At 48.7% G+C, this 22,251-nt stretch carries 21 protein-coding genes; 3 read left to right on the top strand and 18 right to left on the bottom strand.

The features are described 5' to 3' along the window. Positions 1–432 precede the first annotated feature (432 nt). From SB24_RS00555 to SB24_RS00510, 10 genes are all read right to left on the bottom strand, one after another. Positions 433–1,218 carry a 3-hydroxybutyrate dehydrogenase gene (locus SB24_RS00555; protein ID WP_015417574.1) on the bottom strand — a complete coding sequence of 262 codons (786 nt, stop codon included), beginning with the start codon at positions 1,216–1,218 and terminating at the stop codon, positions 433–435. A 12-nt stretch (positions 1,219–1,230) separates the two neighbouring features. Further along, positions 1,231–1,893 carry a CoA transferase subunit B gene (locus SB24_RS00550; protein WP_007410136.1) on the bottom strand — a complete coding sequence of 221 codons (663 nt, stop codon included), beginning with the start codon at positions 1,891–1,893 and terminating at the stop codon, positions 1,231–1,233. A gap of 17 nt (positions 1,894–1,910) precedes the next feature. After that, a complete protein-coding gene (locus SB24_RS00545; RefSeq protein ID WP_007410135.1) occupies positions 1,911–2,612 on the bottom strand; it encodes a CoA transferase subunit A in 702 nt (233 codons plus the stop codon). A 24-nt stretch (positions 2,613–2,636) separates the two neighbouring features. Continuing rightward, positions 2,637–4,073, bottom strand: coding sequence for a GntP family permease (locus SB24_RS00540; RefSeq protein ID WP_039251350.1), 1,437 nt, complete (start codon positions 4,071–4,073; stop codon positions 2,637–2,639). A gap of 302 nt (positions 4,074–4,375) precedes the next feature. Further along, a complete protein-coding gene (locus SB24_RS00535; protein WP_039251349.1) occupies positions 4,376–5,572 on the bottom strand; it encodes a cytochrome P450 in 1,197 nt (398 codons plus the stop codon). 1 nt (position 5,573) lies between these two features. Further along, entirely contained in the window at positions 5,574–6,593 is a 1,020-nt protein-coding gene (gene bioB / locus SB24_RS00530) for a biotin synthase BioB (RefSeq protein WP_003153914.1), read from the bottom strand. 2 nt (positions 6,594–6,595) lie between these two features. After that, on the bottom strand, positions 6,596–7,297 hold the full coding sequence (gene bioD / locus SB24_RS00525; RefSeq protein WP_039251344.1) for a dethiobiotin synthase: 702 nt from the start codon (positions 7,295–7,297) through the stop codon (positions 6,596–6,598). Further along, positions 7,294–8,454: an 8-amino-7-oxononanoate synthase gene (bioF, locus tag SB24_RS00520; RefSeq protein WP_015417578.1), complete on the bottom strand. Its 1,161-nt coding sequence runs from the start codon at positions 8,452–8,454 to the stop codon at positions 7,294–7,296. The genes bioD and bioF overlap by 4 nt, the downstream gene beginning before the upstream one ends. After that, positions 8,444–9,790 carry an adenosylmethionine--8-amino-7-oxononanoate transaminase gene (bioA, locus tag SB24_RS00515; protein ID WP_039251343.1) on the bottom strand — a complete coding sequence of 449 codons (1,347 nt, stop codon included), beginning with the start codon at positions 9,788–9,790 and terminating at the stop codon, positions 8,444–8,446. The genes bioF and bioA overlap by 11 nt, the downstream gene beginning before the upstream one ends. Next, entirely contained in the window at positions 9,787–10,557 is a 771-nt protein-coding gene (locus SB24_RS00510) for a 6-carboxyhexanoate--CoA ligase (protein WP_015417580.1), read from the bottom strand. The genes bioA and SB24_RS00510 overlap by 4 nt, the downstream gene beginning before the upstream one ends. A 276-nt stretch (positions 10,558–10,833) precedes the next feature. Here SB24_RS00510 and SB24_RS00505 point away from each other — a divergent pair, with 276 nt between their 5' ends. The 3 genes from SB24_RS00505 to SB24_RS00495 all read left to right on the top strand — a co-directional run bounded on the left by SB24_RS00505 (position 10,834) and on the right by SB24_RS00495 (position 12,806). Beyond that, positions 10,834–11,241, top strand: coding sequence for a GtrA family protein (locus tag SB24_RS00505; protein WP_014418060.1), 408 nt, complete (start codon positions 10,834–10,836; stop codon positions 11,239–11,241). 6 nt (positions 11,242–11,247) lie between these two features. Further along, positions 11,248–12,141, top strand: coding sequence for a UTP--glucose-1-phosphate uridylyltransferase GalU (gene galU, locus SB24_RS00500; RefSeq protein ID WP_015417581.1), 894 nt, complete (start codon positions 11,248–11,250; stop codon positions 12,139–12,141). Positions 12,142–12,215: 74 nt separating this feature from the next. Continuing rightward, a complete protein-coding gene (locus SB24_RS00495; protein ID WP_007410125.1) occupies positions 12,216–12,806 on the top strand; it encodes an undecaprenyl phosphate transporter UptA in 591 nt (196 codons plus the stop codon). Positions 12,807–12,859: 53 nt separating this feature from the next. On the opposite strand, the gene SB24_RS00490 is transcribed toward SB24_RS00495, so the two are convergent. The 8 genes from SB24_RS00490 to SB24_RS00455 all read right to left on the bottom strand — a co-directional run bounded on the left by SB24_RS00490 (position 12,860) and on the right by SB24_RS00455 (position 22,202). Continuing rightward, positions 12,860–14,389 carry an acyl-CoA carboxylase subunit beta gene (locus SB24_RS00490; protein WP_032865964.1) on the bottom strand — a complete coding sequence of 510 codons (1,530 nt, stop codon included), beginning with the start codon at positions 14,387–14,389 and terminating at the stop codon, positions 12,860–12,862. Positions 14,390–14,406: 17 nt separating this feature from the next. Next, positions 14,407–15,186, bottom strand: coding sequence for an enoyl-CoA hydratase (locus SB24_RS00485; RefSeq protein ID WP_039251339.1), 780 nt, complete (start codon positions 15,184–15,186; stop codon positions 14,407–14,409). A 13-nt stretch (positions 15,187–15,199) separates the two neighbouring features. Continuing rightward, positions 15,200–16,099, bottom strand: coding sequence for a hydroxymethylglutaryl-CoA lyase (locus SB24_RS00480; protein WP_007410122.1), 900 nt, complete (start codon positions 16,097–16,099; stop codon positions 15,200–15,202). 15 nt (positions 16,100–16,114) lie between these two features. Beyond that, on the bottom strand, positions 16,115–16,327 hold the full coding sequence (locus SB24_RS00475; protein WP_007410121.1) for an acetyl-CoA carboxylase biotin carboxyl carrier protein subunit: 213 nt from the start codon (positions 16,325–16,327) through the stop codon (positions 16,115–16,117). Then, the gene (locus tag SB24_RS00470) at positions 16,324–17,673 is read right to left on the bottom strand and encodes an acetyl-CoA carboxylase biotin carboxylase subunit (protein ID WP_039251335.1); all 1,350 of its coding nucleotides are present in this window, start codon (positions 17,671–17,673) and stop codon (positions 16,324–16,326) included. The genes SB24_RS00475 and SB24_RS00470 overlap by 4 nt, the downstream gene beginning before the upstream one ends. Positions 17,674–17,694: 21 nt before the next feature. Next, on the bottom strand, positions 17,695–19,335 hold the full coding sequence (locus SB24_RS00465) for an AMP-binding protein (RefSeq protein WP_039251333.1): 1,641 nt from the start codon (positions 19,333–19,335) through the stop codon (positions 17,695–17,697). A 45-nt stretch (positions 19,336–19,380) separates the two neighbouring features. Continuing rightward, positions 19,381–20,523: an acyl-CoA dehydrogenase family protein gene (locus SB24_RS00460; RefSeq protein ID WP_039251331.1), complete on the bottom strand. Its 1,143-nt coding sequence runs from the start codon at positions 20,521–20,523 to the stop codon at positions 19,381–19,383. 140 nt (positions 20,524–20,663) lie between these two features. Further along, the gene (locus SB24_RS00455; protein WP_039251329.1) at positions 20,664–22,202 is read right to left on the bottom strand and encodes a glycoside hydrolase family 10-like protein; all 1,539 of its coding nucleotides are present in this window, start codon (positions 22,200–22,202) and stop codon (positions 20,664–20,666) included. Positions 22,203–22,251: the final 49 nt, after the last annotated feature.

Raw genomic sequence — 22,251 nt, 5'->3', positions numbered from 1 at the left:
TACAAACGAATTAGATATATTTATTCATAAAATAAAACATGGGGCTTCACCGAAAATCAGTCTTAAAGAGAGATGATGAAAAGCCGGGGTGGAGCCTGTTACCGGCTCTTCTTCACTTCGGACGCGCTCTTCATGTTTTATAAGTTTTAGGGCTATTGGCATTATTGTGTCAGAAATTACATATTTTCTGTTTGTTGTAAAAATTCATTTGTATATCTGTGAAGGATTGTAAACTGATGGCGCTTGATTATAAATGTGGTGCAAGAGATGGATCTGGATGAGGAAAATCTGCAAGGACAAAACTGCAGAACATGTGAATGACCCTGCCCGGATACCGGTTGGCGCAGTAAATCGGCCTATTGAGTGAACAAGGTTTTCAGGCATAAAAAAACAGCCGTTCAGAGCGGCTGTTTTTTTAAAAAAGTATAAGAACTATTGAGCGGTATACCCGCCATCCATGACTACGGCCTGACCTGTGACCCCTTTTGCTTTGTCGCTGGCCAAAAATACGGCGTAATCAGCGATTTCTTTCACTGACAGCAGCCGTTGTTGGGGAACGAGCGGAAAGATGACGTCCTCAAGCACCCGTTCGTACGGTACATTCCTTGTTGCGGAAATGTCCTTTAACTGATTGCGGACAAGCTGAGTGTCCACATATCCCGGACAAAGCGCATTGACGGTAATGCCGTCAGCCGCGCCTTCAAGTGCGCCGACTTTCGTTAAACCGATGACGCCGTGCTTGGCGCTGTTATATGCCGCTTTCCCGTGAAAACCGATCAGCCCGTTGACAGACGCCATATTAATGATTCGACCGAATTGCTGTTTTTTCATAATGGGGAATGCATGCTTCATTGCGATAAATGGCGCAGTCAGCATGAGACGAATGAGCCGTTCAAACTGTTCGGTGGGAAATTCCTCGATGGGCGCGACATACTGAATGCCCGCATTATTCACAAGGATATCGAGGCGCCCGAATTGTTTCTCGACCGTCTGCAGCATGTCGGCCACTTGCTTTTCATTTGTTACATCGCATGTGATGCTGACTGCTTCACAGCCTTCTTCTTTCAGTCTTGCCGCCGCTTCTTTCCCCGCTTGTTCGTTTATATCAGAGATGATGACGGCTGCTCCTTCACGGGCGAATTCTTTTGCGATTTCAAGCCCGATTCCTCCGGCTGCTCCTGTTACAACGGCTGTTTTTTCAATAAGCAATGAATGCATGACGGCACCTCCTTATTTTGGTCTGACCCCGTTTTTTAACGACTGGCTGACAGTAAAATGACCTTCTGTTTTCTCAAAGACCTCCTCCATTGTTACACCTTCCTGCAGTTCGGTGAGCGTCATACGGCCATCATGAAAATCGAATACAGCCAAATCTGTGATCAGCCGATCGACCACCTGCCTGCCGGTTAAAGGCAGCGTACATTCCGTTCTCACTTTAGATTCCCCATATTTATTCACGTGCTCCATAATGACAATAATCCGTTTTGCTCCGTGGACCAAGTCCATGGCGCCGCCCATTCCTTTGATCATTTTTCCTGGGATCATCCAGTTCGCCAAATCTCCCCGTTCGGACACTTCCATCCCGCCGAGGATCGCTACATCAATGTGGCCGCCGCGAATCATGGCAAAGGATTCGGCACTGTCAAAATACGAGGCTCCCTTTACTTCGGTGATGGTTTCTTTTCCCGCGTTGATCAGATCGGGGTCCTCCGTTCCTTCCGCCGGATAAGGCCCGATCCCGAGCAAGCCGTTTTCAGACTGAAGCAGGACGTTATAATCATTCGGTATCTCATTGGCTACAAGCGTCGGCATCCCTATCCCCAAGTTCACATTCATTCCGTCCTTAATTTCCTTTACAGCCCGTTTGATCATTCGTTTTCTGCTATCTCTCATTCTGTCAGCCTCCTTTATCATGCTTGCCGGACGGTGCGGCGCTCAATCCGTTTTTCATGAATCCCGCCGAGCAGCACGTGCTGCACAAAAATACCCGGCGTATGAATTTGATCCGGATCAAGCTCTCCGGCATCGACGATTTCTTCAGCCTCTGCAATCGTCACTTTGCCTGCCATTGCAGCAAGCGGATTGAAATTTCTCGCCGTCTTTCTGAACATCAGGTTGCCCAGAGGATCGGCTTTCCAGGCCTTTACGATGGCGGCGTTCCCTGTAATCCCCTTCTCCAGAAGATAGGTGCGTCCGTCAAATGTCTTATGTTCTTTTCCCTCGGCTACTGATGTTCCGACGCCCGCAGGTGTGTAAAACGCCGGAATGCCCGCCCCTCCCGCGCGAATTCTTTCTGCGAGCGTTCCTTGGGGCACCAATTCGACTTCCAGCTCTCCGCTTAAAAACTGCCGTTCAAAGGTTTTGTTTTCTCCCACATAGGATGCGACCATTTTTTTGATCTGCCGGTTTGCAAGCAAGAGGCCTAACCCCCAATCATCAACACCGCAGTTATTACTGACAACGGTCAAGTTTTTTACGCCGCTGTCCCTGATCGCGAGAATTAATTGTTCCGGAATGCCGCACAGGCCGAAGCCTCCTGCGATGAGGGTGTCTCCGTCCTTGATCAGTGCAGCAGCATCTTGATAAGAGTCCATCACTTTTCCTTTTCCCATATTCGTTTCCCCTTTCTGTTTTGGCTACACAAGGCCCGTCAGACTGTAAATGGCGATGATGACAAACACAGCGGCTGTTTTAATGACGGTAATGGCAAAGATATCCCTGTAGGATTGGCGGTGGGTCAACCCGGTGACCGCGAGCAGCGTAATGACGGCGCCATTATGCGGAAGAGTGTCCATCCCGCCGGAGGCCATCGAGATCACCCGGTGCATGACCTCCGGCGGGATGTGGAATGTATTGATTGCTTCTGTATACGCTGCTGACATCGTGCTTAAAGCGATGCCCATTCCTCCTGATGCCGATCCTGTAATCCCGGCAAGCGCAGTGGTCGTCACCGCTCCGTTGACGAGCGGATCAGTAAACGTCTGCGATATGCCGCTGCTGACCATTTTAAAGCCGGGAAGCGCCGCAATGATGCCGCCAAATCCGTATTCGGCTCCTGTATTCATTGACGCCAGCAAGGCACCCCCGATGCCCTCATTCAGTCCTTCTTTCAAATTGAAGAGGACTTTTTTCCAATCGAACAAAATCGTGGTCATGATTCCGATGAACAGTGCGAGTTCTACTGACCAGATCGCAGTGACGGAGGAAAGGTCAATCTTCCCGAACGCTTCTAAGCCGAGCGGCGCAAAATCAAATCCGTCAGGGTACCAATGCGGGAGCCACATCGTGAAGCATTTGTTCATGACTCCCACAAGGATAAGCGGAACAAAGGCGAGCACTTGCCGCGCGGGGCTGGGTTGCGGTAAAACAGGCGTATGTGTTTCATTAGCCAGACTTGAGGATTCCTCTGCAGCGGAAACTTCAGATTGAAATCCAGCATAGCCTTCTCCGGCATTGGCCGCTTTTTTGCGCCGGGATTCTAAATAAATCATTCCGGCCGTAAGCACAAATGCTGCACCAATCAGTCCGAGCCAGGGAGCGGCATAAATGTTTGTTTTAAAAAAAGCGGTCGGAATGACATTTTGAATTTGCGGTGTGCCGGGAAGCGCATCCATTGTAAATGTAAAGGCGCCCAATGCAATCGTACCGGGTATCAGACGCTTGGGAATATCAGCTTTAATAAATAGGTTTTTAGCAAACGGATAAATGGCAAACACCGCTACGAAGAGACTGACGCCGCTGTACGTTAAAATCGCACCCATTAAGACGATGGCGAGAATGGCTCTTTTTGCTCCCACAAGCTTGACGATTGTTTTTGCAATCGACTCGGCGAGCCCGGATATTTCAACAACCTTGCCAAAAACGGCCCCTAAAAGAAATACGGGAAAATACAGCTTAATAAATCCTACCATCTTCTCCATAAATATATTCGAGAAGAAAGGAAGTACGAAGCTTGGATCTGTCAGGAGCACGGCAAACAGCGCACAAATCGGGGCGAATAAAATGACTGAAAAGCCCCGGTAAGCCGCAAACATCAGCATGCCTAATGCCAATAATATAATAACAATGTCCACAAATCCCCCTCTTTTCTGCTTAATGTTAGTAAGCGCTTACAAAGAATCGAGAAAATAAAGCGAAAAACATGCCGGTTTTGCACAGTTTCTGAGGCTGGAAAAATGTGCATCATGGTGAATGTTCCGTTTTGGCGAAAAAGGGAGACTCTTGCTGTATTAGATTGATTGGCTGAGCAGTGAGTTTTTTTAGGGATAGTGAGATGGATCAGAGAGGATTTTTGCTTTATAAATATGTATTCTTTTTTCTTTCATTTATTTCCTGCAAGAGGAACCGATAAAATCCGGCCCTCCTGCATGGTCATTCAGCCAATGACAACCGGGAGCTCTTTGAGCGACCTAAAACCAATGAGCTTGCGGTATTCAAGGCGGTGTGCAGCCAGCCGAAGCTTAGGCATCCGCTCAAACAGTGTGAGAATTGCAATTTGTGCTTCGATGCGCGCTAATGAGGAGCCTATGCAAAAATGGGCGTTCTTTCCGAATGCAAGATGCGGGTTCGGTTTTCTTTGGATATCCATTTTGTGAGATTGATCGAATATGCTTGGATCGCGATTGGCTGCACCTAAAAGGATATATACCTGCTCTCCTTTTTTTATGGTCTTCCCATTTATTTCGCAGTCTTCTGAGGCGGTGCGTGCCGTCAGCTGCGTGGGGCTGTCGTAGCGCAGACATTCCTCAACTGCAGTTTCAATAAGCGAGGGGTTTTCTCTCAGTGCGCTAAGCTGTTCAGGGTGTTTCAATAAAGTAAACACACCGTTGCTTATGAGGTTTACCGTCGTCTCGTGTCCGGCTATGACAAGTAAGATACATGTCGCGAGCACTTCCTCTTTTGAAAGCTGCTCCTCCATAATAAACCTGCTGATCAAGTCTTGCTGAGGGTGCGCTTTCCGCTTGTGAATCAAATCTCTGAAATATGACGTCAGCCTGCCTGCGGTGTCGCTTGCTCTGACTAACGTCTTTCTTGATCGGGTAAGATCAATGGCGTGAATGACGTCTGCCGTCCATTGTCTGAATTGATATCTCTCCTCTTTCGGCACTCCGAGTATCTCCGCAATGATAAGGCTTGCCAATGGAAAGGCAAACTCTGAAACAAGGTCCGCGGTTTTTTTGATTTGGACTTGATCCAACAAGTCATGAACCGTTTCTTTTATACAGGGGCGAAGTGATTCCGCCGTCTTTGCGGTAAATTCTTTACCGATAAGCATCCGCATCCGTTTATGGTCTGATTGATTTTTAAATAACAGCATATCGTGCTGGATATGCGATAGATTTTGATATTTCGTTGAAGCTTCCGGAAGAGGAATGCGGTTTTTAAACCGAATGTCTTTCAGAATCGCTGCCGCTTCTTTGTACCCGGTGACATACCAGCCCGGATATTTTAATACGGTTCCTTTATAAACAGGATCACTGGATCGCAGTTTGTCATAAAACGGGTAAGGGTCATTCCAAAAATCCGAATCCGCATGGAGAGACGGATGTGCAATCGATAGGTCCGCCGTCATCTTATACCTCCGTATTGCAGGCGGATTGCAGGCCGGCTTTCATTTCTTCAACGGATTCGACTTCAAAACCTAAATCATGGAGCATTTGATGATCCTCTGTTTCATGCTGCCCTGCTGTCGTTAAGTAATCTCCGACGAAAATCGAATTTGCGGCGTAAAGTCCCAGCGGCTGTAGCGAACGAAGGTTGACTTCCCGGCCTCCTGAGATACGGATTTCTTTTGACGGATTGATAAAACGGAACAAGGCAAGCACTTTCAGGCAATACACCGGATGTAATTCGCTTACCCCTTCTAACGGAGTTCCGTCAATCGCATGCAGAAAATTAACCGGGATGCTGTCGGCGTCAAGCGCTTTTAAGCTGTTCGCCATATCAATGACGTCCTGTTTCGTCTCTTTCATGCCGACGATGACACCAGAACAAGGTGACATCCCCGATTGTTTCGCCGTTTCCACTGTATTGACCCTGTCGTCATACGTGTGGGAGGTCGTAATGTTTGAGTGATTCCTTTGTGATGTATTGATGTTATGATTGTACCGGTCTACTCCTGCCTGTTTCAGCCGCTCTGCCTGTTCCGGCTTCAGCAGACCGAGGCATGCGCAGATTTTTAAACCGTACGTTTCTTTAATTTCTTTGACAGCATCAACAACTTGATCTACTTCTCTGTTTGACGGTCCCCGCCCGCTGGCGACGATACAGTATGTCCCTATATTCAGGTCGTGGGCGCGTTTTGCCCCCTTTAGCAATATATGCTTATCCACCATCCGGTAAGACTCAATCGGCGCTTTTGATATTGAAGATTGTGAACAGTACCCGCAATTTTCCGGACACAGGCCTGATTTGGCATTCATAATCATATTCAGCTTTACTTTTTTTCCGTAAAATCGTTTTCTGATATGAAAAGCGGCATGCATCAGCAATAAAAGATCCTCATCAGGACAATTTAAAATGGCCAGCGCTTCTTGATTCGTTACTTCCGCCCCGTCCAGCACTCTCTCTGCAAGATCCATCCATTGATTCATGTTTATCTCCCCATTTGTGTCAGATTCATGAAAGAGGAAACATCTATATGTTTCTCAATCATGTTTTGAATGTTTTCCGATGAAACGTGATCCAGCTTCGGTGTGATTCCCAAAATCGGAACTTTGCATAATGTTTCAATCATGCTCGGGTTTGTCTTTTCGTCCAGCCCCGGCCTGCTCCTTACGCCGTTGATAATAATGCCGAGAACCTCTATCCCCATGTTTTTCGCATATTCAACGGTTAAATATGTGTGGTTGATGGTTCCGAGATCAGGCCTGGCCACAATCACTGCCGGCAATTCCATGGCTTTTATCAGATCACTGACTAAGTAATTTTCACCAAGCGGGACGGAAATGCCGCCTGCCCCCTCAACGATGAAACACTCATGACGATTTTTAATCTTACTCCAGTGGGCCATGACATCCGCCATGCTCACGGATTTCCCCTCAAGCATGGCGGCCGTGTACGGCGCAAGCGGCTCTTTCCATTCAAATGGCGTGATTTCTTCATGAGACAGTGCGGTTTGTGACATGTCTTTCAACAGCGAGGTGTCACTTTCCGGATGAGTCCGCGGCACACCGCTTAAAAACGGCTTAAACACTCCGATATCCGCCTGTTTCTGCCGGAATGCCGCGGCAAGTCCGCAAGAAACGATGGTTTTTCCGACGCCGGTATCTGTTCCTGTAACAAAAAAACTTCTCATTTGTTTATATTCAGCTCTTTTCTAATGGAATCAAATGCTTCTGTCAGCTCGTCTATATCCTGTAAGCTGCGATCCGCCGTAACGGTCAGCCTGATTCTGCTTTCGCCTTCCGGAACGGCGGGCGGGCGGATGGCCGGGGCGCAGATTCCCTTTTTCTCCAGCAGCGCAGCGGCTGAAACCGCTGTTTTTGCATCACCGATGATAACGGGGATAATCGGTGTATCTCCGCCTCTTACGGTAAAGCCCATATCGGCCAGACGCGTTTTTATCATTTTGACAGACGACTGCAGCTCACGGCGCGTATCGTGCATATCTGATATGATGTCAAATGCCGTATGCGAAGCCGCACAAATTGACGGCGGGAGGGCCGTCTGAAAAATAAACGTCCGCGCCTGATTCAGCAAAAAATCAATGAAAATGTTTGATCCCGCGGCAAAACCGCCTTCCGTTCCTACAGCTTTGCTTAATGTGCCGATGACAACATCAGGACAAACACCGAAATAGTCACTGGTTCCCCCGCCGTTTTCCCCCAGTACACCGGTTGCATGCGCGTCATCTGCTATCACAAATGCCTGGTACTGCTTTGCAAGCGCCATTATGCGGTCAAGAGGCGCAATGGTGCCGTCCATGCTGAAGACGCCGTCTGTGACGATAAAGCGGCGGTTCCGAGCCTGGACGGAGGCAAGTTTTTTCTCAAGATCAGCCATATCAATATGGCGGTACACGATGGTTTCCGCTTTTGATAAACGGCAGCCGTCAACAATGCTCGCATGGTTCAGTTGATCGCTTAAAATGACATCGCCTTTTTGAGGCAGTGAGGCAAGCACGCCGATATTTGCCAAGTAACCGCTTGAAAACAATAAAGCCGCTTCCGTCTGTTTAAAGTCCGCGATTGTGTGTTCCAGTTTTTCGTGCCACACAGTATTTCCTGTCGTTAACCGTGAGCCGCCGCTTCCCGCTCCGAACCGGCTCAGCGCCGTTTGCGCGGCTGTGATCAGCCGCTCATCTTTTGACAGGCCTAAATAGTCATTGGACGCCCAGGTCTGCCGCTTTTGCCCCTTGGTTTTGAGAGCGGTTTCCTGTGTTCGCAGCGTCCGATACAGCCCGTCTCTTTTCACCGCATCGAGCCTTCCGAGGAGCCATCCGTCAAAATCCACGGCCGGTCACCTCGGCTATCGCTTCTTTCATAATGGAGATCATGGCTTGTAACTGATCGGTTGTGCTGGCAAGCGGCGGCAGAAAGGTGATGACGTCTCCGAGCGGCCGTGTCAGCATACCAAGCTCTCTCATTTTCAAGGACACCTTGTATCCCATCCGCTTTTCAGGCGGATAAGGCTGTTTCGTCTCTTTATCCCGCACAAGCTCTATGCCGCACATGAAACCGAGCTGGCGGACATCGCCGACATGAGGAAGCTGCTTCAAATCATGAAGAAATTCCGCTGCCGTTTTTGATTTTTCGGCGACTTGATCAACGATGCGCTCTGATTCGAATAAACGCAGATTTTCAATTGCCGCGGCACAGCCAAGCTGATTTCCTGTATAGGAATGGCCGTGGAAAAATGTTTTCATTTTGTCGTAGTCATCGTAGAAGGCTTCATAAATGGCTTCTGTGGCAAACGTCACAGCGATCGGCAAATAGCCTCCCGTAATGCCTTTCCCTGCCGCCATCAAGTCCGGCTGGACATTTTCATGCTCACAGGCAAACATTTTTCCGGTGCGGCCGAACCCCGTCGCCACTTCGTCAACGATCATTAACACATCATATGCCGTACACAGCTTTCGTACGCCTGCCAGAAAGCCTTCAGGCATGACGATCATGCCGGATGCGCCTTGCACCATCGATTCAATCGTAAGTGCGGCAATCTCTTCGTGATGCTTTGCAAGCAGCTGTTCGAGCGCGTGAAGGCATTCATCCCGGCACTGTACGGGGTCGCCGCTTTCAGATCTGTATACATACGGAATCGGGGCTTTGTAGCTTTCAAACATCAGCGGGCCGTACACATGGTGGAAGAGTTCAATGGAGCCGACGCTGACGGCTCCGATCGTATCGCCGTGATAGCCGTTCTGCATAGAAATAAACGTCTGTTTCTCGGGTCTCCCTATGTTTTTCCAGTATTGAAAGGCCATTTTCAGAGCGATTTCCATTGCTTCCGCTCCGCTGTCGGAGTAAAAAACGCGTGTCAGCTTTTCCGGTGTGATGCCTGTCAGCATCTCGGCAAGTTCTGTTGCGGGAACGTTCGTCATACCCAGCAAGGTCGAATGAGCGATTTTTTCAAGCTGTTTTTGAATCGCTTCATCCATTTCTTTTTTGCGGTGGCCGTGTACATTGAGCCATACTGAAGAAAAGCCGTCATAATATTCTTTGCCGCTGATGTCTTTCAGCATGATCCCGTTTCCGCTTTCAATGATTAACGGATCTTCATCGTAATCTTTCATTTGTGTGAAAGGCAGCCAAAGATGCTGTTTGCTTTTTTCAATCATTGATTGTTTCATATGTTCCCCTCCCGCTGAATGAATACAGGCTGCTTCTCTAAAAAATGGATACAGCTCTCCGTATCTATGGAGCCATCTGTAAAGAAAATCCGGCATCCGCTTTCATCTCCGGCATTCTTCATCTTGGCAATCCGCTGATATCCCAGCTTCTTTGCGGCAACGTAGCCTGTTATGTAATCAGGGTCATCCGACCAGCACAATTCAGCAATAATCCCCGGATGTGCGCAAACTTTTGCCGCGATGGCATGTGCTTCTTTTATTCGTGAATGTTCCGGCATGTTGTGCGTAAAAGCCCATTTTTGAAAATCATGTGACGGCCAATCCACTCGGGATACCCGCACACCTCTATTTCCTCTGCCGTCAATGCGTTTTCCTGCCCGGATATCAAACAGGACCGCTCCTCTTGCTTCTGCATATTCCGCAATGTTTTCGTACGCTTTCTCTATCATGTGCGGGGGAATCCCCGCCTTTTGCAGAAGCTCGCGGGCGATTGCTTGTCCTTTTTCCGGCGTGTCTGTTTGATGGAAAGCAACCGGCAAAGGGCGGATCGTTTCGATCGGTTCATTAATGCTTTCAAGCTGAATCTGCATAAAATCAGGTATCCCTCTTGAGTGCGAGAAGCCTTTATGTAATAAGCCATCTACCGCTTCCTGTAAACCGCTGTAAGTGATGAGCCGTTCTCCGCCGGAAATGTGTTTTCCGCCCTGCTCATGGGGGGCGTTTCGGGAAGCTCTCATTCTGACGCTGTAATAGGTTTCTTCCCGCATATATTCCCCTCCTTTCTCATACTTTGAAAATTAATGTTAACCAAAATGAATTTAAGGTTAACTCTTATACAGAATATTAGTGCCCTCCGCGGAATATGTCAACCTAAACTATCAAAATGTTAACTTAATGAGTTTTGCAAAGTCTCATTACGTTTTCATGTTTTGTTCATATTTTAGTAATTGTTTATTCAACACTGTCCGCTAAAGTAATCCATATCAACAAATATGACAGCCATCTGATTTTTTTATGAAGGGAGGTCAACACCGGATGCCGTTATGCTGAAAGAAAAAGTAAAGACAGCAGGCCGTTTTTGCACTGTAGGCGTCGGCAATACGCTGATCGATTTTGGTGTCTTCTTTCTTCTCGCCGCTTGTCATGTCCCCTATCTTCCGGCGCAGATCTGCTCCTATTCGGCAGGGATCATCAACAGCTATGTATGGAACCGGAAGTGGACGTTTCGTGTAAAACGCAAGGCTGACGGGAAAGAGATCATGCGCTTTCTCATGATTAATCTTGCCGCGTCGGGAATCACCTTTTTGCTGCTTTACGCGTTTCAAAAAGGCGGCTGTTCGCTATTGGTGAGTAAGTTCGCCGCCACTATCGGCGGAATGATGATGAATTTTATCGGAAACCGAATCTGGGTATTTGGAGATTCGCTGAAAAACATACAGGATCAGGAGTGAAGATGAATGAGAAAAAAAGTGAGAAAAGCGGTCATTCCCGCAGCAGGTTTAGGAACGAGATTTCTGCCGGCGACTAAGGCGCAGCCGAAAGAAATGCTGCCGATTGTCGACAAACCGGCCATCCAATATATTGTCGAAGAGGCCGCAGCGTCAGGAATTGAAGATATATTGATTATTACAGGGAGAAACAAACGCTCGATTGAAGATCATTTTGACCGGTCGGCGGAATTGGAATTCGATCTTGAGGAAAAAGGCAAGACGGAGACGCTGAAGGAAATGCAGCGGATTGCCGATTTGGCCAATATTCATTACATCCGTCAGAAAGAACCGCTCGGATTAGGACATGCGGTGCTGTGTGCGGAGCATTTTATCGGAGATGAGCCTTTTGCCGTTCTATTAGGTGATGATATTATGGTATCTGACACTCCCGCTCTTTCACAGCTCATCGACGTCTATAACCAACACGGCACAGAAACGATCGGCGTACAGCCCGTCGATCCTGCTGATGTCAGCAAATATGGTATTATACACACGGGGCGGCAGAGCGGTCATGTGTACCAGGTTGAGGATCTGATTGAGAAACCGGCTGTTGAAAAGGCGCCCTCTCATATTGCCGTGATGGGCCGCTACATATTAACCCCTGCTATTTTTAAAACGCTGAAGACGATCGGAAGAGGCGCGGGCAACGAAATCCAATTGACAGACGCGCTGCGCGAAGTGTGCCGCACCCGAAGCATTTACGCGCGGGAGCTTGAAGGAAGCCGGTTTGATATAGGAGATAAGTTCGGCTGTTTTAAGGCCGGCACGGAGATCGGGCTTCTGCGGGAAGAAATGAGACCGAAACTTTTAGCTTATTTAGAAGAGGTGTTAAAAAGAGAATCTGAAGAAATCGTGCGTTAAAAAATAATTTGTAACCATTTTGCTTGTCAATCAGTCATATAATTGGGTAAAAAGATAAAGAGGTTGTGAACAGTGTGGGCAATTTTATTAGTGAAATATTATCCTGGCTGACAAGTATGGGCTATTTAGGGATTGCGCTCGGATTAATGATCGAAATCATTCCGAGTGAAATCGTTCTGGCTTACGGAGGCTATATGGTGTCAGAAGGCACGATCAGCTTTATCGGCGCCATTGTCGCCGGTGTGATCGGGGGAACGATCGCGCAGTGCTTTATTTACTGGATCGCCCGTTATGGGGGACGGCCGTTTTTGGACAAGTACGGCAAGTACTTACTTCTGAAAAAGCATCATGTTGATGTTGCGGAAAACTGGTTTCGCCGTTACGGCGCCGGCGTTGTGTTCTCGGCGCGGTTTATCCCGGTCGTCAGACATGCGATTTCCATCCCGGCCGGCCTTGCGAAAATGCCTCTTTCCAAGTTTGTCATATTGACGACGCTTGCCATTATTCCGTGGTCTGTCATTTTCGTTTATCTCGGGTATCAGCTCGGGGGACAGTGGAAAGACGTAGACAGCTATGCCGGAATGTATACAACTCCGATCATTATATTGGCTCTCGTATTTATTGTTGTTTATTTTGTTGTGAAGAAAATGAGATCAAGACTGTGAAAAAAGACTGCATAAGAGCGGCTGCGAGCCGGATCTATGCAGTCTTTTTTTATTTATACCGGGTATACGGGGTGTTTCCGGTGTGTGAATGTCAGTTGTTTGGACATGTAAGCAGTGAGGCGTTTATTGAGTTCTTCCCGCAAGGAATCAGCAGGAACAATGCCGTCAATCACCATTTCAGAAGCAAGCCGATAAAGGTTAATGTCTTCCTTATATTCATCACGCTTTTCTTGAATAAAAGCCGGCCTTTCTTCAGGGGCTAGCTCGCTGATTTTGTTTGCGTAGACCGCATTCACCGCTGCTTCAGGACCCATTACGGCAATTTGCGCAGTCGGAAGCGCTAAACAGCAGTCCGGTTCAAAAGCAGGCCCCGCCATCGCGTATAATCCGGCACCGTAGGCTTTTCTGACGATAACGGAAAGCTTCGGAACAGTCGCTTCCGCCATTGCGGAGATCATTTTTGCGCCATGCCTGATGATGCCCGCCTGCTCAACCTTCGTTCCGATCATGAATCCGGGAATGTCTGCTAAAAACAGAAGCGGAATATGGAATGCGTCGCACAAAGCGATAAATTTTGCGGCTTTATCCGCCGAATCGAGAAATAAAACCCCGCCTTTTACACGCGGCTGATTGGCGATAATGCCGACCGGCTGTCCGTGAATCCGCGCAAGCCCCGTTATTAATTCCTGCGCAAATAACGGTTTAATCTCAAAAAATGAGTCTTCATCAATGACACGTTCAATTAAATCCATCATGTTGAACGGTGCGTTTTGATGTGCCGGGATGACATCTGAGAGCGGTTTTTCAAAAGCTTTCGGGTTCTTAGATTTGTTGACGGGCGCTTTTTCAGTATAATTTGCCGGAAAGTAGCTGAGATATGTCTGCGCCATCATGATTGCTTCCTGTTCCGTCCGGGCGAGGAGATCACCGCAGCCTGATACGGAACAATGCATACGGGCGCCGCCCATTTCTTCAAGCGATACTTTCTCGCCGATCACCATTTCTGCCATACGCGGGGAACCTAAGTACATGGATGCATTGCCCTCAACCATAATGACAATGTCGCAAAAGGCCGGAATGTAAGCGCCGCCCGCAGCGGAAGGGCCGAACAATAAACAGATTTGCGGAATGCGGCCCGACAGCTTTACTTGATTATAAAAGATGCGGCCGGCTCCCCTTCTGCCCGGGAACATGTCGACCTGATCCGTAATTCTCGCACCTGCGGAATCGACTAAGTACAAGAGCGGACACTGAAGCTTTTCCGCCGTCTCCTGAATGCGGATGATTTTTTCCACCGTTTTCGCGCCCCACGAGCCCGCCTTTACGGTTGAGTCGTTTGCCATCACACAAACGGTTCTGCCGCCGATGGTTCCGATCCCGGTAACGACCCCGTCAGCCGGCAGTCCGTCTGACATGCACTCGGCGAAAAAAGCGTCTTCAACGGATATGCCGTCATCGAATAAAAGCTTCAGCCTGTCTCTTACAAAAAGTTTTCCCTTCTTTTCGTTGCTTGCGTGATATTTCGCGGCTCCTCCCTTTTCAATCGTTTTGCTGCGTGTCTGCCGTTCTTTTTCGTAATCCATCCGAGTCCCTCCATGTTTTATTTTCCTTTGTATTCAGGGGGTCTTTTTTCTTTAAAAGCGCGCAGGCCCTCTTCTCTGTCAAGTGTGGGGATGACTTGTTCATATGCTTTTCGTTCGATTTCGAGCCCTGTATTGAGATCTGTCTCCAGACCCTTGTTTATCGCGGCTTTTGCTTGTCTGACGGCGATCGGCCCATTAGCGGCGATGCGGCCGGCCAGTGCTTTTGCTTTTTCCATTAGTTCATCGGCTTTACAAACATGCTCGATCAGCTTCATGTCTTTTCCCTCTTCGGCAGAAAGCCTTCGGCCGGTATAGATCAATTCTTTTGCCGCGCCGGGGCCGATAAGCCGGGGCAGTCTCTGCGTTCCGCCCGCTCCGGGAATGATCGCAAGCCCTGTTTCAGGAAGGCCGAGGCCCGCCCGGCTGACGGCTGTTCTGATATCGCAGGCGAGAGCGAGTTCAAGGCCTCCTCCGACAGCGGTTCCGTTCAGCGCTGCAATGACCGGCTGCGGGAGAGCTTCAATGGATGCGGCTGTTTCACCGATACGCCTGACGCTTTGCTTAACTTGTTCATGATTCATCCCCGCTCTTTCTTTTAAATCAGCACCGGCGCAAAATGTGTTCCCGGTGCCGGTGAGAATGACACAACGAATGGATGGCGAGTTTTTGATGTCTTCAATCACACGCTGTAAGTGATCAATCATTTCTGAAGACAGCGAGTTGGCCGCATGCGGGCGGTTCAGCGTGATCAGACCGATTGTTTCTTGACAGACGGAATACAAGACGCAATCTCCCATGGCTTCTCCTTTCTCATTTCGTTCTGAATGCCTGCAGGTTTCTGCTTGGCAGGTCTTTGCCTATTTTATCCGCGATCCAGCCTGCGGCATAAAGAAGTTTATTCATGTCCGTCCCGGTATCAATCCCCATTTGTTCGAGCATATAAATGACGTCTTCTGTGGCAGCGTTGCCTGCTGATCCAGGGGCGTACGGGCAGCCTCCAAGCCCGCCTGAGGAAGTATCAAAGGATGTGATGCCCATATCAAGAGCGGGAATGATATTCGCTAGAGCCGTTCCTCTTGTATCATGGAAATGGAGTGCGATTTTTGAGGCGGGAATTCTCGGCAAAAGGGCTTCAAGCACGGCTATGACCTGCAAGGGGTTTGCCGCGCCGATCGTGTCGCCGAGCGATATTTCATCAACACCCATTTCGAGCAGGGTGTCTGACAGGCGGATGACTTGTTCGACCGGCACGTTCTGTTCGTACGGACAGCCGAACACAGTGGACAGATAAGCTCTCGTCGCCATTTTTTCAGCTTTTGCTTCAGTAATAACCCGCCTGAGCTCTTGAACGGTCCGGTCAATCGGTTTGTTTACGTTTTTTTGATTATGGGTTTCGCTTGCAGATAAAAATACACATGCCTGATCGATTCCGCCTTCTGCCGCATGCTCCAGTCCGATGAGGTTCGGAACGAGAGCCGCGTAGACCGTATGTTCAGATCTGGCAATGCCTTTTGCGACGTCCAGGCTGTCACGAAGAGCCGGAATCCATCTCGGATGCACGAATGATGTCACTTCGATATAGGGAAGGCCTGTTTTTGACAGCATATTGATCCACTCAATCTTATCTTCTGTATCCACCCACGCCGATTCATTCTGCAAGCCGTCACGCGGTCCTACTTCATTGATGCGGACATGTTTCGGACAGTTCATGCTGCACCTCCCGTTTTATTGAAGTTCAATCAGGACCTCTCCTTCATCAGTGAAATCACCTTCTGATTTTTTCACTTCTTTCACCGTACCCGCTGCATCAGCGATAATCGGAATTTCCATTTTCATAGATTCCAAGATGGCCACTTCCTGTCCTTCTTCAATGACATCACCCGGCTTCACATGAATTTTCCACAGGTTTCCCGCCATTTGAATTTTTATGACGCTCATTTGGACGCCCCCTCGTTCATTGTTTGTAAAAAACCGGTTGTTGCCTCGCCCTTTTCAAACACTTCTGAATGAGCAATTTTTGTCAGCAGCGGAATGTTGGTTTTAATCCCTTCTACATGATATTCGCCAAGGGCGGTTTTCAGTTGTTCAATGGCTTGTTTTCTCGTATTCGCCGTGACGACCATTTTGGCAATCATCGGATCGTAAAACGGAGAAATGACGCTTCCCTTTTCGACGGCGCATTCGTGTCGCACTGACGGGTGTCTTAAAACGGAAAAAGACGAGATGGTACCGGGTGACGGGTAAAAGGTGACCGGATCTTCCGCATAGATCCGCACTTCTATCGCATGACCGCGGTGGTTGATATCTTTCTGCGAGAAAGGCAGCGCCTGCCCGGCGGCAATTTTCAGCTGTTCTTCCACAAGATCCAGTCCTGTAATTTCTTCTGTCACCGGATGCTCCACTTGCAGTCTTGTGTTCATCTCTAAAAAATAGATTTGTTTCTTTTGGTCGACGAGAAATTCTATTGTGCCTGCATTTTGGTAGCCGATCGATTTAGCGGCTTTAACGGCGGTTTCACCGAGTCTTTGTCTTAATTCATCGTCAACAAACGGCGACGGCGCTTCTTCTATCACTTTTTGGTGGCGCCTTTGGACTGAACAGTCACGTTCAAACAGATGAACGGTGTTGCCGAAAGAATCTGCGAGTATCTGAATTTCAATATGACGGGCATTTTCAATGACCTTTTCCATATACATTGCGCCGTCTCCAAAAAAGGAGGCGGCCCGCTTTTGATTGCCTTCAAACGCTTTGGCCAGCTCTTCTTCTGAATGTACGATCTGCATGCCGATTCCGCCTCCTCCTGCGGACGCTTTCAGCATGACCGGAAAACCGATGGCACGGGCTTCGGCTAAGGCGGAGTGAACATCGGGCAATGGCTCTGAAACACCGGGAACGATCGGGACCTTTGCTTTTTGCATCGTTTTTCGGGCTTCAATCTTGCTGCCCATCTTGGCGATGATATCACCGGGCGGACCGATAAATGTGATTTGTTCCTTCTGGCAGCGTTCGGCGAACAGGCTGTTTTCTGACAGCAGCCCGTAGCCCGGATGAATGGCGTCCGCTCCGGCGGATTTGGCGGCTTCTATGATTCTGTCGATATGTAAATAGCTTTCATTTACTCTCGATTTACCGATCGGATAGGCCTCATCAGCCGCTTTTACATGCAGCGCGTCCCGGTCGGCTTCTGAATACACAGCTGCCGAGGGGATGCCGAGACGTTTGCAGGTGCGGATAATTCGTAAGGCGATTTCTCCTCTGTTGGCAATCAGGACTTTTTTAAACAAATGTGAAGCACTCCTTTTTCATTAAGTTAACTTGAGCTCTTCAATCGTTTTTTCCCGCAGCTTGAATTTCTGAATTTTTCCTGAGGCTGTCATTGGATATTCATCTGTAAACAAAACGTACCTGGGGACTTTATAGCGGGCGATATGTTCTTTGCAAAAGGTTCTGATGTCTTCTGCGGAAGCGGTTTGTCCGTCTTTGAGCCTGATCCACGCCGCGGCCTCTTCTCCGTATTTCGGATCAGGAACGCCGACGACCTGAACGTCTGCTACCGCGGGATGCCGATATAACATTTCCTCAATCTCGCGCGGATAGATATTTTCGCCGCCCCTGATCAGCATGTCTTTCAGACGGCCCGTGATTTTGCAGTACCCGTCCTCGTCCATGACCGCCAAATCACCTGTATGCAGCCAGCCGTCTTTGTCTATCGCTTCTTCGGTCGCTTCTTGATTTTTATAATAGCCTTTCATGACATGATATCCGCGGGTGCAGAGCTCTCCTTGTTCGCCCCGGGCGGCTTCTTGGGATGTTCCGGGCCGAACGATTCTGACTTCGATATGGGGAAGCGCGCGCCCCGCTGTTTCCACTCTTCTTTCAAATGAATCATCCGTTCTTGTCTGCGTAATAACAGGTGATGCTTCGGTCTGTCCGTAGGCAATTGTAATGTCGGTCATCCCCATTTTGCCGATCACTTCTCTCATGACTTCCGCCGGGCATGGCGAGCCTGCCATAATCCCGGTTCGGACGTGGGAAAGATCATATTCAGAAAAACGGCTGTCATTTAGGAGGGCGATAAACATCGTCGGTACACCGTGCAGAGCGGTGCAGGCTTCTTGCTCCACCGTTTTCAGAACGGCCGGCGGAGAAAACTGTTCGATCGGAATCATCGCCGCACCCGCGGAAACACATGCCAGCACGCCGAGCACGCACCCAAAGCAGTGGAAAAACGGCACGGGAATACATAAACGGTCACATGAAGTAAGCTTCATGCATTCTGCGATATTGGCCGCGTTATTTACGATATTAAAATGTGAGAGCATGACGCCTTTCGGAAATCCGGTCGTACCTGATGTATATTGCATATGAATGCAATCATCCTTTTTCAGGCTGTCCATCCTTCCGTCAAGCGCTGCATCCGTTACAGACTCGGCATTATCCAGCAATGAATCCCAACGGTACATCCCGGGCGGGCTTTTATCACCGATATATAACACCGTCCGTAAAAATGGATAACGTTTCGAACGCAGCCTGCCGCGCTTACAAGTTTTCAGCTCCGGAATCAGCTTATTCACGATTTCAACATAAGATGTCTGCCGGTAGGAATCCATGATTATCAGGGCCGAAACGTCTGAATGTGCCAGCAGGTAATCGAGCTCTGCGATTTGAAAATTGGTATTAATGGTGACCAGAACGGCGCCGATTTTCGCTGTTGCAAATTGCGCCGCGAGCCATTCCGGAATGTTGGATGCCCAAATGGCCACATGATCTCCTTTTTCAACTCCCAGCTTCAACAGCCCTTTTGCGGTTTGCCGGCATAACCGGTCAAACTCGGCATACGTATAACGAAGGCCGCGCTCAGGGTAAACAACCGCTTCACGATCCGGAAAAAGCTTCGCGGTCCGCTCAAGCAGCTTTCCGGCTGTTAAATGGATAAGTTCAGCCATATGACCTGCCCCCCTTCCATCTCTGTCTTAGTAAACGTTTTCATTTCACTTCAAAAGCTGTCTTGCGATGACCATTCTTTGAATTTCTGACGTTCCTTCGCCAATCTCCATCAGCTTTGCGTCACGAAGCATGCGCTCAACACCGCATTCCTTCATATAACCGGAACCGCCATGAATTTGGATGGCCTGAAGACATGTTCTGACGGCCATTTCTGAAGCATAAAGCTTGGCGAATGCAGCTTCTTTCGTAAATAGCAGGTTTTGATCCTTCAGCCATGCCGCTTTAAGCACCATCTGTCTGGCAAGGTCAATTTCCATCGCCATATCGGCCAGCTTAAATTGAATGGCTTGAAATGACGATATCGGACTGCCGAACTGCTTGCGTTCCTTCGCATATGACAGCGACGCCTCCAGTGCGCCTTGAGCGATACCGACAGCCAGTGCCGCAATCGAGATCCGCCCGCCGTCTAATGTATATAAAAATTGTTTAAAACCTTTTTCAGGATCACCGAGCAGGTTATCGGCAGGCACCCTGACATCCTCCAGCACAAGCTCGGCCGTATCCGACCCTCTCACACCCATCTTGTCGTACGGATTTGTGATCGCAAATCCCGGTGTGTCTGTCGGGACGATGAGAGCTGAAATGATCGGTTTTCCGGCGGAGTTCTTTCCCGTAACGGCGGTGACAATGACCGTGCGGGCGTAATTTGCGTTTGTGATCCAGCATTTCTCTCCGTTTATCACATAGTCATCGCCCTTTTTCTCGGCTTTTGTCTGGGTTCCGCCGGCATCGGAACCTGCATTCGGCTCTGTCAGCCCGAATGATCCGAGCGCTTTTCCCGAAGCAAGCGGAATAAGATGTTCTTGCTTTTGCTGTTCAGTACCGAAATAGTATAATGGGCTTGCACCGAGTGACACGGCCGCCGCGTAGCTCAGCCCCGTGCTGCCGCAGGCTTTTCCGATTTCTTCGACCGCTGCTGCATATGAAATGGTGTCACCGCCCGCCCCGCCGTATTCTTCCGGAAACGGAATTCCGAGCAGCCCGAGTTCGCCTATTTTTTTAAATGTGTCTATCGGGAAGACGGCTGATTGATCAACCTCATGGGCTTTCGGGGCAATTTCATTTTTGGCGAAATCTCTGACCATTTCGCGCACCATCTGCTGTTCTTTTGTCAGTTGAAAATTCATTAACCTTCCTCCTTCTGCTGCTTTCTACATTTTATTAATGGGGGTCTTTATTCATTCCATCCAAATAAAGTCTGAACATTCGGACTCATCCGCTACAAAAAAACTGACAGCGCCGCAACTGTCAGTTTTATTAATAATGGCTATTTAATTGTCCGTTTTGCGGAGGGACGGCTCTCATGGTGAAGCCTGTCAACGGAAGTAACGAAATAGGTGCAGGCTTCTTTCGCCCGAATATCAGTATCTGAAAATGTCTGCGTCCGTGACGATGTTTTTCTGACTGTATCCACTAAATAAGGCTGCTTTCCCTTTTCTGCGCGGTAAATGGCGTAATAAGCCGTTTTTTTACCGTTGGATTTCGCATCTTCGATATAGAGTGTATGGCCTGAAGCGTTCTTCTCCGCCCGCTTGACAGCCGGTTTTTTTAAAGCGGAATGTCCGAGCCAAGGCATCTCCGGAATTAATACGGGCCGACTGTACATGTCTTTGATCAAACGGTTTTTTACATCGAGCGGATTACGGTTTAAATCCTTTAAACTGAAATGCATGCTGCCTTTTATCCATGCTGATCCCCTGTTAAGAGCAATCTGTCTTCCGTATTCCCCCGGGTCGGCCCAGGCCGGATCAGCGTTGTTGTTGATTTTATAAGCTGCCTGCCCGATATATAAATGCACCGGCCGATTGTTCACTTCTTTTCCCCACCAATCCGCTAAGACGTCATATGCCGCCGCTTTAAATCCGATGCTCCAGTAAATTTGCGGAGCGATGTAATCAATGTATCCTTTTTGGATCCATTCTCTCGTATCAGCATATAAATCATCGTAGTTCCGCACCCCTGCGGCCGTTTCGGAGCCTGTCGGGTCATCTGCGGCATTTCTCCATACGCCGAACGGGCTGATTCCGAATTTGACATAAGGTTTTTCTCGTTTGATGGTTTGGTTGATTTCTTTTACAAGCCGGTTGACGTTATCCCTGCGCCAGTCATCAACTGATGCAAAGTGAGCTTTTCCGTACCGTTCGTATTCCGCCTGATCGGGGAATTCCTGTCCGGCAATTTTATAAGGATAAAAATAATCATCCATATGAACCGCATCAATGTCATAACGGCTGACCACCTCTTTGATTCCATCCGTTATAAATTGTCTTACTTCCGGAATGCCCGGATTATAGTACAGCTGTTTTCCGTATGCAGCGACCCAGTCCGGATGCGAACGCGCGGGATGATCATCTGAAAGCGCATTCAAATTTGTGTGATTCATCGTGATTCGGTAAGGATTGAACCAAGCGTGAAATTCAAGATTCCGTTTATGTGTCTCTTCAACTAAAAAAGCAAGCGGATCGTAGCCGGGATTTTTGCCTTGTGTTCCTGTCAGATACTCTGACCAAGGCCCGTAATCTGATGGATAAAAAGCATCAGCCGCAGGCTTAATTTGGACGATAACGGCGTTCATTCCCATCTCCTGAACGTCATCCAGCAGCTTGCTGTATTCTCTTTTTTGCTCTTCCGGTGACAGCCCTTTTTTAGAGGGCCAGTCGATATTGGTGACAGACGCGATCCATACGGCTCTCATTTCTCTCTCCGGCTGAGTGCCGCTTGCTTGTGCGGATGCTGAGAATGTAAAGATGCCGGCTGTCAGTACAGCGGCCAAAAACCATATCATGCTAAAACGGCAGCTTTTCATGTTTTTCCCCCCTCTCTGCTTTACGGTATTCCGAAGCATTCCGGGCGGT

It is taken from the genome of Bacillus sp. Pc3 (genome assembly GCF_000815145.1).
GTDB classification, from domain to species: domain Bacteria; phylum Bacillota; class Bacilli; order Bacillales; family Bacillaceae; genus Bacillus; species Bacillus velezensis.
Note: the sequence above shows the minus strand (reverse complement) of the source record. Positions and strands in the feature narration are given on the sequence as shown.